Raw genomic sequence first — 11,388 nt, 5'->3', positions numbered from 1 at the left:
CCAAAACCCCGCATGCAGCGGGGTTTACTTTTTCAGGGCAAATTGCACTTGTCCGCTGGATAAGATTATTGTAAGATAAGGTCATGAACAAGCTATTTACCCACTGGAAGCAGCTGATCGTTTTACTGGCATTTGTAGTATTGTTTTTCCTGCTGATGGATTTAAACAACCGGCTGGGGGATTTGAGCCGCTTGAATAACCAGTTGACCAAAATTGAAACGCAGGTGGCTGGTCTCAAAGCAACCGAATCAGCGCTCAGTACCCAAATCATTTACTCCACCTCAGAAGCGGCGGTAAATGAATACGCCCGAAATCATGGTTTAATTCGCGAGGGTGAAAAGCTGATCGTTCCCATGGGGGAAGGTACTCCGCAAAGCTCGGTAAACATTCAACCAGAACCCACCCCCTCTCCAATTCGCAATGTGGATGTCTGGTGGGCATTGTTCTTTGGTGAATAAGCAATTTATCTGGTTGCATGCTGTCATCATCCTGATTTAAGGGTGATGGTGCATTTTTGATGCCAGCTAGGCAGGGCTGCCGGGTTCTTCTGGTTTTTCTCCCGATAACAAACGGTGAAGAACCACCAGTGTGAGATCGTCACTCGGCGGAGTACCTTCACGAAAAGCGGTCAGTTGTTCGCGAATAAACTCAAGGAAAACAGCCGGGCTGCTCTTGGGGGCTTGTGCGAGAATTGCTCGCAAACGTTGCTCACCAAAGGTTTCCCCGGCGGGTGAAAAACTTTCGGTTACGCCATCGGTGTAAAATATCAGCCAGTCTCCCGCTTCAATGGAAAGCACATGATCACTTAATTTGTTCGAGGCATAAACACCGAGTGCCATGCCCCCTTTGGGAAATTCCTCAACAGAACCATTTGCATGACGCAGAATGAAAGGTAAATTATGACCGGCGTTTGCGTATCTTAAGGTGCCGTCTTCAGCGTTGAAAATGACAAAGACCGCCGTCACGAACATTGTGTTTTGAGGCTCAAAAGTTAGCGCCCGATTAACCCTTTCCAGGACGCGGGCGGGAGATTCGGCATTTTGTGAAAAAGCGCGTATCAGGGTTTTGGTGACGGTCATATATAAAGCGGCCGGCATGCCCTTATCGGACACATCGGCAATCACAACGCCAAAGCGATCCCCTTTGATGCGGAAGACATCGTAAAAATCTCCACCCACCTCGCGAGCGGTCTGCCAGTGGATATCCAATTCCCAGCCGGGAACTTTCGGCAGGCGATGCGGCAAAAAGGTTTTCTGAATTTGACGGGCAAGTTGAATTTCCCGCTCTAACCGCTCGCGTTGAATCATCTCCCGGTTCAGGCGGTCATTTTGAATGGCTAACGATACCTGTTGGGCGATTCCAGAGAGGATTTCCAGCCGCCGGTCATGGAATGAAAGCGGCACGTTGGATTCGCTGGCAACCAGTACCCCGTAAAATTCACCCTTTACCGATAGCGGCACACCGAGCACCCATTGATCCTGGGGGTCGTATTGTCGTTCAATCTCTTCTGCGGGCAGCAGGCAATCGAGGGTTTTCCAGTTTTGAATTGAAAAATCGGTTTTGGTGGTTTTGCAGGCGATGAGCTGTTCGCTTTCCAGAACCGCATCAAGCAACGGAAATTCACCGAGACGATAAGTTTCCCCTTCGATCATCATTTCTTCCCGCTGTGAACCGGTGAACACTTTGGCAGTGCGGAAGAGTTCCAGATGTTCTTCCCATAAGTAAATAACACATGAGTCAATGCCGACCAGAATGGGCATCAGGTGGACGATTGTGTCGAGAATATCCTCCAGATTATTCTGGCTGACCACTGCCTGGGCAACCTGAAGCATTACAGCTGTAACATAAGCCTCTTCCTGTCGGGCTTCAATCAGCATCAGGTTTTCCATGGCTAAGGCAGTTTGACGGGCGATTCCTTGCAGCAAATCCAGCGTTTGCTGATCGAAAATTCGATTAGAGTGTAAATTGTTTTCCGGTGTGTGGGCAACTAAAAAGGCACCCAGCAACCGCCCGCGGGAGATCATCGGCAATATGACCAGTGTGCCACTCTCTTCATCCACCCCCGCTTCAGCCAGGTGTAACTCTTCGGAAACGTTCTGTATAAAAATAATTTCGCGGGTTTCGACCAGTTTTGCTACGAGGGGGATAGAAAGATCATAGGTGAGTGTTCCAGGTTTGTAAGCTAGGTTCAGCCCATGCTCGGAGAGCAGGGTAAAGACCTGACGGTTTTCGTCCCAGACGAAAAAGGCGCATTTTCTTACCCCTACCAGCATGGGTGTCAGCCTTGCCATGGTATCCAGCAGTTCTTCGACGTTCTGGGTTCCCTGGGTTGCTTCCGCAATTTGTAAAAGGATGGTTGAAATCCACGCCTGTTCTTGAGAAACCATGAATAGACGATTGTTTTGGATTGCAACTGCGGCATGGTTTGCAAAAGTCATGGTGATTAAACTGGCTTCACTTCCATACCGTCCGGGCAGGTGGTGGGCGATGGTCAATAACCCTAGGGGTTCATCTCCGGCGCGTAAAGGGGCTGCCAGCGAAGAATAATCAGAGGGAAAATCGAGCGCTTTGCCCAGCGGACCGATGGGGTCGGTTGGCTGGCGGATCAACGGAGAAGTCGCCTTCAATGCTTCCAGCAAATAATGACGGGCTTGAGGGTTGGATTCAATCACCTCCCACACTTTATCGGCAGGAGCGCCATGTACAGCAGCCAGCATCAGATTCGGAGTTTCATTCATCTCGCTGCCGGGCTGAATCAACCAGATTGCCGTTGCTTCACATGGCAGGCTGCGGTCAACCTCGTTGAGAATCCTTTCCAGCAAATCCGGCAAAGCCACATTCGCAGAAACAAGTCCGGCAATTTCGCGGAATGAGTCGGCAACCTGACGCCGCCACACCTCGGAGCGGTACAACCGCGCATTGCGAATAGCGATAGCGATTGTGGAACCCAGTGACTCCAGCAGAGGGATATCGCGAATATCGAAACTGTTAACCTGATCGGACTGTAAGTCCAAAACTCCGAGGATTTCGCCGGCATAAGCCAGCGGGATAGCCAGCTCAGCTCGGGTATCGGCTGGGGGAAGGGTGGATGGGCGGTAAAGGGGTTCCTGATTGACATCATTAGCCAGTAAGGTTTGGCCGGTGCGTGCTACCCATGGGATAATGCCGTGCGGGTCATCCCAATCGTACATGACCTGATTTTCCTCTAAAGCCTGACTGCGAGCGCCGCTGCCAGCCTCGTAAATCAATTTTCTTCTACCGGGGTGGAGAATGAAAATATGCACGTACGGATAGCCGAAGTGCTGCTGGATGGCCTTGACTACCTCTTCCAGCAACTCGTCAAAATCCAGAATCGAGGTGAGCTTGTGCGTGATATCCAACAGTGCAGAGATTTGCTGAGTGCGTTTTTCTAACCCGTTAATCAGCTGCATGCCTTCTAGTGCGAATGCCAGATAGTCCGCCAGGGCATGGAGGACTACCAGATCAACATCATGGAAGGCATCTTTCTCATCACTTTGCAGGTCAAGCACACCCAAAATGCGATTGCCAATTTGAATGGGAATGGCGGCCTCGGCTTGAACGGCTTCCAAACCCGGCAGTGAACGGTAATGAGGGTCGCTGTCAACTCGTTGGGCAATGACTTCTACACCATTCTCGGCTACCTGGCCGATTATCCCTTGTCCGGGATGGATATGGAGTGATGCCAGCTGGCCGGTAATTTCTTTAATCTTTGAAGCACTGGCGCGATGAATCAAGATCTTGGCAAGCGGATCGAAGGTATAAATAGAAACCAGAAAATAATTAAATTTTTCCAGAATAGTATTGCTCAGGTGCTGGCAAAATTGATCGATATCACGCAGCCGGGTTACCTCAGAACTGACTTTCCGCACCAGCGATAATTGTTCAAGACGCCATTTTTTGATGATTGCCTGCCGAAGCACCTGCATGGCCAGTGCTGCATGAGAGGCAATTCCTTCTATATATTCGATTTCAGACTTGCTGAAGGGGACTTCGCTGGAGCGCCAGACAAGCAATACTCCCAAAAGATTATTTTGGGTTACGAGAGGTACGGCTATTTTCAGAGGGAGTTCTTTTGTGTGGGGTGCAGAGTGGGATAAAGGAGTATCCAGGACTGTCTTTCGCTTCGAATAGCATTCCTGCACAATGGCGGGGGTATCATCCGCCGGGATCGTCTTTAAATTGTTTTCGCCCGGCAACGGATAAAATGGTTTTGCCAGCCATAACTCAGCGCTAGCCGTCAATTTGGTTTCGATCCATTGGCAAATCCATTCACACTGACTTGCCACGGCAGGCTGTGCCAGCAGCTCTTCACCGAAGCGGAGAAACTCTTTCCAATCCGGTTTAATCGTCTGCCTGGGAGCGGGGCTCATTAACTCATTGTGCCTTTGTTCTTGATCAGTGTAAGGATGTTGTAGCCTTCACGATGATCATAATGGACTTCATCCATCCACTGGTGAATGAAATACAATCCCAATCCATGGTCTGAACGATTTTTCAGAGGGACATTCTTTTTTGGTTTTTCGATCTTTTTGGGTTTGAATTTCTTTCCGTGATCTCGCAAAGTGATAATCAAGGAGTTTGCGGTGATTTCGTATGAAAACTCGATTTCACCTCGATCTTCTCCACCGTAAGCATGTTCAATGATATTGGAACAGGCCTCATCTACGGCTGTTTCTACACCGTAAGCAGCACAAGAATCCAGCCCAAATTCTCGGGTAGCAATTTGAACCAGTTCTGCAATTTTAGCCAGGCTTTCATATTTGCCCGGAAAAACGAAGGTGGGCATTAATCCAAAACCTGTACCTTAAAAGTTACCCACCGCCGAGACGGTATCGTCAAAAATCTTGAAGAAGGGAGTAAAACCCGCAAGATCAAGAGCGGAAAGGATGTTCGGTTGAACGTTCGCCAAAACGACCTCGCCACGGTTATAGCGTTTGCAGGTTTTTTGAGCGCCGATCAAAACCCTCAAGCCGGCACTGGAGATGAAATCCAAATCCTGGAGGTCTAAAACAATCCGAAAACGCCCCGCGTCAGTGATTTCGTTGATTTTCTCGGCAAGACGAGGAGCAGTGGAACTATCCACGCGACCGGATACTTTTACCACATCACAGCGCTTGAATTCTGTGTGATTAATTTCCATGGATTTCCTCCAGTGATTTTAGATTAAACATTCGTTGTGTAAATTATATCATGACAGTTCATGCCGAAGTGCTTGACAAAATCAAGGCTATCCCAATTCTTGCTTTTTAGTGTAGAATACTTCTCGTGATCCTGTAATCACCATCCCAATCTCACCGGAGAATAATCCTAAACCCGGAAATGGAGCAGGAAAAATCATGAGTGGAAAAAATTCGCCTCAAAGCGTAATCGATTCCTATCGCAAACGCCAGAAGATGATGCCCTACCTTACGTGGGGTTTGGCGGGGTTGCTGGTTTTGATGGGGATCATCCTGATTATTTTGTGGGTCAGCGGAGGGAGCCGGCCGCAAATTGCCCTGTTTTCCTCGCCCACACCCACAGCCACCTCCACGCTCACCCCAAGCCCGGTGCCGCCAACTGCAACCGTGACGATGACACCAACCGAAACCGAAACGCCCACACCGACGTTAACATTTACGCCTTCGGGGCCATTTGAATACACGGTGCAAAGCGGTGATACCTGTTTTGATCTGGCAGTCAAGTATGAAGTGGATTTACTGGTGCTGCTGGCGTTGAATAACTTCCCCGCCGGACAGTGCCCAATTCGTGAGGGAGATAAAATTCTCATCCCGGCGCCCAATCAGACTTTGCCAACTGAAACACCGCTCCCCACTGGTTTGCCGCGCGGGACACGCATTGAGTATGTGGTCAAAACCGGAGATACACTGGATTATATTGCCTCGCTGTTCAATTCCACGGTTGATGACATCATGCTTCAAAACAAAATCACGGATAAAAATCTCATTTCCGCCGGGCAAACTCTAATCGTGCGGGTGAATCTGGTCACACCCACACCAACCCGTCCGCCAACATTGACCCCAACGGCTGGTGCTCAGCAGCCAACTGCAACGCCATCACCGACCAGCGGTTCCTGATGATTTTTTGAAGGTGACGATAAAGGGGCTTTTTGAAAAAAGTGAAAGCCCCTTAATTTTTTCCTAACCATAATATGGTATAAATCTCCCTCGAAATCGGCATTTGGAGTATATCTAAAGACCCATGCAAGAACATACCCACACCGCCAGTCCGGGTTGGGCGGTCCGCTTGTTACCGCGTTTCCCTTTATTTGTTTTGATCGCGGTGTTGATGCTGGCGGTTATCGCCCGCCTGCAACAAGTCTTCAACTGGCAGGGAGTGTTGCTTTTAGCAGTTGTAGATGGGGTGAGTAATTTTTCCGCAGTTTTTTTAGGAATATTTATAGAAGCTGCTCCATATCTACTGTTAGGGACACTTGCTTCCGGACTGGTGGAGGTATTTTTTAGCGCAAATGAACTGAGCCGTTTGTTGCCACGCAATCGCTTTCTTGCTGTTGGATTAGGTGGATTGCTCGGCTTGTTCTTTCCAGTGTGTGAATGTGGCAGTATTCCGCTGGCGCGCCGTTTAATGACAAAGGGTATTCCGGTACCGGTTGGGATAGCCTTCTTGCTGGCAGCGCCGGTGATAAACCCGATTGTAATTGCCAGCACTTTTGCGGCTTTTGGTAATACCCCCATTTTTTGGCTTCGCTTTGCGTTCACTTTACTCATTGCGGTTGGGGTTGGCTTGTTGTTTATGATTGAGCCCGACTCAACCCGAATCATCCGTTCGGTTAATGTAGAAGGGACACATTCCTTCCATTTTCATCTTGAACACGAAAATCAAGAACAGCCACTATCCTTGAAAGAAAAATTAAAAAAAATCATGCTCATTGCCGGGGATGAATTTTTCGAGATGGGGCGTTTTTTGGTCATCGGGGCTTTACTGGCTGCTCTGATGCAGACCGTTGTTCCGCAAACCTGGCTGCTAGCGTTGGGACAGGGTCCGGTTCTTTCGGTGATTGTACTCTCCATGCTGGCTATGCTGCTTTCAGTATGTTCCACGGTGGATTCGTTTATTGCACTGGCTTTTACGGGTACTTTTTCCACTGGAGCGGTGCTGGCTTTTCTGGTTTATGGGCCAATGGTGGATATCAAAGCCACTTTGATGTACCTGCGGGTTTTCAGGCGGCGAACCGTAGTGGTTTTGGTTATCTTGCCGTGGCTGCTTACGCTGGTTTCCAGTGTGGCAATTAACCTGTGGATGAGGTGACGGTGACTGCACGGGCTGGAAGAAGTTTTCAAGCTTTGATTTTGGCGCTGATGGGGCTGTACTTACTCAGCCGGGTTTGGAATGGCAGCATTCTGCTGTATATCAACCAGCGTTTTGTGTTTTTGGTGTTTTTTGCTGGCTTGTTATTTGTCGTTCTTGCGCAAGTACTTTATGCGGAACGCATATCTGGTCAAGGTGATGATCAAACCATGGCGGATAATCCTGGATTAAATATGTGGTGGCTGGCGATCCCAATACTGATTGGTTTTCTCATTCCAGCCAGGCCGTTAAGCCCATCTGCGGTGGCTAACCGGGGGATCAGCATTGATGCACCCCTCTCCGCACGCATTGAGGATACCGCCAGTATCCTATCACTTAGCCCTACCGAACGAACAGTGCTCGACTGGATCCGTTTATTCAGTTTCAGTGAGAATGTACAGCAATTTGTTGGTCAGCCGGTTGATGTTACGGGATTTGTGTTTTCGGATGGGCGCCTGACGGCCAATCAATTCATGGTGGGGCGATTTACCATTACCTGCTGTGTGGCAGATGCGACTGCCCTGGGGATGATTGTTGAATACCCGCAGGCTGCCGTGCTCAAAGAACACAACTGGGTGCGTGTGCAGGGCAAAATTGACTTAATCGAGCGGGATGAGCGATTATTCCCCGTAATTCTTGCCGAATCGGTTGAGGCCGTCCCTCAGCCTGAACAACCGTATCTCTTTCCATGAAACTGGGTCGGTTTGAGAAAATCACATTGTTGACGATGGCGGTGCTGGCGCTGGCGCTGGCGGTCCTGGCACTGGTCAGCTATCAAATCGGATTGCCGGAACCGCAAATCGTTTTTCCTTCCGAAAGTGGAATGATTGGTGGGCGTGGACCGGTTGAGGTGCGATTTCAACAGGAGATGGAACGGTTTTCGGTCGAAAGCAGGCTCTCTTTTGAGCCGGTATGGCAGGGAAAATGGCGCTGGCTGGACGACCGCACCATTCGGTTTTTCCCCAATTCCACGCTGGGCGAAGGAACCTTGCTGAAACTGGTATTGGCAGAAGGGGCGCGCAGCCGGGATGGCAGGTTGCTGCGTCAGCCGTTTGAGGTGGATTTACGGATCCGTCCCGCTTCGCTGGTCTTCCTGAGCGACCCGCTCTATTCACCGGAATTACTGCAATTAGACCCGCTGACCGGCGAGAAACATGCGATTACTACCAGCGCCGGCCGGGTTTTTGATTTTGCTGTTTCACCGGATGGAGAAAAAATTGTCTATTCCAGAATCAACCTCCGTGATGGCAGTGACCTTGTCTTAATTAATCGCGATGGCTCGGAGGAAAAGGTACTGGCAGAGTGCGGTGATTATGCCTGCATCGAACCGACCTGGACTGCAGATGGCCGCTATATCGCATATACCCGTTATGAGAGCGGACTGACCGCCAGTCTGGTTGAAGGTATTGGAAAAATCTACATCATTGATGTGGAAAATGGTTCGATCAATTTGCTGTTTAATAATCCCGGCTTATACGGTTCTCTGGCGGTTTTCTCCCCCGACGGTTCAATGGTTTCGTTTTATGATTTTGGAGAACAAGCCATTCGTCTGGTCAATTTGGAGGATGGCAGCAGTTCCATCATTCCCAGCCGGGTAGCTGGCCGGGGCAGCTGGTCACCGGACGGCAGCACCTTGATTGTTGCCGATTGGGATGGGGAGGGAACAATTCCGATCAGCACCCTGTTCCGTTTGGATTTGCAAACCCGTTCTGTAAGCCGCTTTTTTGACGATTCATTTGAAGTATTAGGGGTTTCCTTGCCGATGTGGTCACCGGACGGCGAGCTGGTGGTGTGTGGAATTCAAACCCAAAGCCGCCAGGAGGGAAAACAATTGTGGTTGTTTGACCGCAACGGTAAACCGATCCTGCAGATCACGAATGACCCGCAGATGAATTATTCCTCTTATCAATGGTCGCCAGACGGACAGAGAGTGGTGTTTCAACAAATTAATTTGAGCCAGTCAAACGATCCGCCCAAAATTCTCATGTGGCACCGGCCGGATCAAAGGATCGAAACCCTGTTTGAAAATGGCGCGTTCCCCCAATGGATGCCATAAGGAATGAAGTTCAACCATTTTCTGCAGGAAATCGGCTCAGTGCAAGACGAATTTCTTCAATGACTTGCGGGTTGGTTTCGGAAAGCAGAGCGTCTTGCAATACAATCCAGGCTTGCTGATTTCCAATCTGACCAATGGCCCACGCTGCATGAGCGCGAGCCAGAGGTTCGCTCTCTTTTTTCAGGCAATCGGCCAGTTCTGGCAGGTTTTTCTCATCGCCTAAATTGCCGAGTGCAACTGCGATATTCCGCAAATAACCGCGCCTTTTTGCCCGTTGGATGGAACTCTGCTTGAATTTTTGCTTGAACTGGGCTGATGATAAACAAATCTCTTGAGTCAGAACTGGGCGGGCGGTGTTGTCTCTGGCTGAGAAAGCCGGATCATGCTGCGGGGAAGCAAAGCGAATATTCCACGGACAAACCTGTTGGCAAATATCACAACCAAAAACCCACTGGTCAAGAGCCGGACGTAATTCGATTGGAATCCCGCCTTTGTTTTCAATCGTCAGGTAGGAGATACACCGCCGGGCATCCAGTGTCCGGTTCGGCAGGATGCAACGGGTTGGACAGGCTTGAATGCAACGCTGACAGGTACCGCAAAGGTCCAATGAGAAGGGCGGGTCGGGTTCAATAGCGAGGGTGATGAACAGTTCACCCAGCAAAAAATAAGACCCCATGCGCGGATGGATCAAACAGGTGTTTTTACCGATCCATCCCAGACCGGCGCGTTGGGCTAAATCCCTTTCCAGAACGGGTCCGCTGTCGGTATAAATTTTCCATTCGAAAGAAAGCCCGTGGTTTTGTTGTAAGGAAACAACAAGTTCACTCAAACGCGAGGGGATGATGTTGTGGTAATCTTCCCCCCATGCATAAGCAGCAATTTTCCCGCTGGGTTGAGCAGCGGCTTGTGGGGCATCTTCGGGACGCGGATAACGCATGGCGGCCACAATAATGCTCTTGACACCGGGCAAAATCAGGCGAGGATCGGCGCGGCGGGCAACGGCATCCGGTCGTGAAAGATATGTCATTTCGCCATGCAGACCCTGCGCTAACCAGTTTTGATAAACCGTAAATGAGGCCGGAGGTGATGGATCCGTAAATCCAACGAGATCAAAGCCGAGACGGGATGCCTCGGCTTTGATGAACTCTTTGATGTTTTGCGAAACCTGTGCCATCTGGAGGCGGATTACGGAGTGGGTGAAGGTGTTTCCGTTTCCGTCGGGGCCGGTGGCGGAGTGTTGGTGACAGGAGCAATCGTAAGCGTTGGAGTGGGTGCGCTGCCAGAAACCTTGATGCTCAGGGTCAGGGTATAAAAATTTTGTCCTTCGGCATTGGTCAAGACCCAGATGGTGTTGTAATCGCCGGCTTTGGTTGGAGCCTTCATACTCACCACCAGGTCCACCTTTTCGTTGGGCTTGACTTCCTTGGGAAAACGAAAATCCGATGCTCCAAATCGTAATGTGGCATCTCCCAAAAAGAATCGCACTTGATAGGCAGTTGTCCAGGTGGTTGTCCCCACGTTTTTCACCGTCCAGGTCAGGGTAAAGGGCTGCTCCGGGTACATTGCCGTGCCGTCAAGGGGGGACTGGCTGACAAAGTCCGCCCGGTCTGCTACCGACGAACGAGTAGCGGTTGGTGGAATGGTGGCGGTAGGTGTTTCGGCGCTGGTGGGAGAAACCGCCTGAGTCGGTTCAGGGGTGTTGGTAGGCGGTAAAGTCACTGTAGGGGTGGCGGTTGGCATGCTGGCGGCAGTCTGAGTCAAACCGGCGGCGACTGTTTCGGCAGCCTGTGTGAAAATCATAGCGGGGTCGGTTGTTGGTGTAGCCTCTGAACGGCTGCAAGCCGAGAGCAGCAAGCTTAACAGCAGTGCTCCCATGGCCGCCTGTTTCAGAAATTTTTTGATGATCATAATTCTTCCTCCAATTCTTAAATCTTTCTCAATGATACTTGCCATTTGGCTGGCAGACAATCCCTCGATTCTGTACTGAGCCACTCAAATTGTCAAGG

10 protein-coding genes are annotated in these 11,388 nt (G+C 50.1%); 5 read left to right on the top strand and 5 right to left on the bottom strand.

The features are described from left to right. The first annotated feature begins 83 nt into the window (after positions 1 to 83). Positions 84 to 458, top strand: coding sequence for a septum formation initiator family protein (locus tag ACWIZX_RS11235; RefSeq protein WP_448335830.1), 375 nt, complete (start codon positions 84 to 86; stop codon positions 456 to 458). Between the two features lie 66 nt (positions 459 to 524). Here ACWIZX_RS11235 and ACWIZX_RS11230 read toward each other — a convergent pair whose 3' ends face one another. The 3 genes from ACWIZX_RS11230 to ACWIZX_RS11220 are packed head-to-tail and all read right to left on the bottom strand — an operon-like array spanning position 525 to position 5,161. Then, positions 525 to 4,391, bottom strand: coding sequence for a GAF domain-containing protein (locus ACWIZX_RS11230; RefSeq protein ID WP_448335829.1), 3,867 nt, complete (start codon positions 4,389 to 4,391; stop codon positions 525 to 527). Continuing rightward, the gene (locus ACWIZX_RS11225; RefSeq protein ID WP_322791554.1) at positions 4,391 to 4,807 is read right to left on the bottom strand and encodes an ATP-binding protein; all 417 of its coding nucleotides are present in this window, start codon (positions 4,805 to 4,807) and stop codon (positions 4,391 to 4,393) included. Before ACWIZX_RS11225 ends, ACWIZX_RS11230 begins: the two co-directional genes overlap by 1 nt. A gap of 18 nt (positions 4,808 to 4,825) precedes the next feature. Next, the gene (locus ACWIZX_RS11220) at positions 4,826 to 5,161 is read right to left on the bottom strand and encodes an STAS domain-containing protein (RefSeq protein WP_322791553.1); all 336 of its coding nucleotides are present in this window, start codon (positions 5,159 to 5,161) and stop codon (positions 4,826 to 4,828) included. Between the two features lie 196 nt (positions 5,162 to 5,357). Here ACWIZX_RS11220 and ACWIZX_RS11215 point away from each other — a divergent pair, with 196 nt between their 5' ends. The 4 genes from ACWIZX_RS11215 to ACWIZX_RS11200 all read left to right on the top strand — a co-directional run bounded on the left by ACWIZX_RS11215 (position 5,358) and on the right by ACWIZX_RS11200 (position 9,382). Further along, a complete protein-coding gene (locus ACWIZX_RS11215) occupies positions 5,358 to 6,095 on the top strand; it encodes a LysM peptidoglycan-binding domain-containing protein (RefSeq protein WP_322791552.1) in 738 nt (245 codons plus the stop codon). A 124-nt stretch (positions 6,096 to 6,219) separates the two neighbouring features. Beyond that, positions 6,220 to 7,287 (top strand): permease, encoded by a 1,068-nt coding sequence (locus ACWIZX_RS11210; protein WP_448335828.1) that lies wholly within the window; start codon positions 6,220 to 6,222, stop codon positions 7,285 to 7,287. 2 nt (positions 7,288 to 7,289) lie between these two features. Then, complete coding sequence (locus ACWIZX_RS11205) at positions 7,290 to 8,018, top strand: TIGR03943 family putative permease subunit (protein WP_322791550.1); 729 nt, start codon at positions 7,290 to 7,292, stop codon at positions 8,016 to 8,018. Next, positions 8,015 to 9,382: a TolB family protein gene (locus ACWIZX_RS11200; RefSeq protein WP_448335827.1), complete on the top strand. Its 1,368-nt coding sequence runs from the start codon at positions 8,015 to 8,017 to the stop codon at positions 9,380 to 9,382. The genes ACWIZX_RS11205 and ACWIZX_RS11200 overlap by 4 nt, the downstream gene beginning before the upstream one ends. 10 nt (positions 9,383 to 9,392) lie before the next feature. On the opposite strand, the gene queG is transcribed toward ACWIZX_RS11200, so the two are convergent. Together queG and ACWIZX_RS11190 are read right to left on the bottom strand one after the other, a co-directional pair. Next, on the bottom strand, positions 9,393 to 10,556 hold the full coding sequence (gene queG, locus ACWIZX_RS11195; protein WP_448335826.1) for a tRNA epoxyqueuosine(34) reductase QueG: 1,164 nt from the start codon (positions 10,554 to 10,556) through the stop codon (positions 9,393 to 9,395). Positions 10,557 to 10,567: 11 nt separating this feature from the next. Continuing rightward, complete coding sequence (locus ACWIZX_RS11190; protein ID WP_448335825.1) at positions 10,568 to 11,290, bottom strand: NBR1-Ig-like domain-containing protein; 723 nt, start codon at positions 11,288 to 11,290, stop codon at positions 10,568 to 10,570. Between the last annotated feature and the right edge of the window lie 98 nt (positions 11,291 to 11,388).

Source organism: Bellilinea sp. (assembly GCF_053501535.1).
This window is presented reverse-complemented; position numbering and strand designations above follow the sequence as displayed.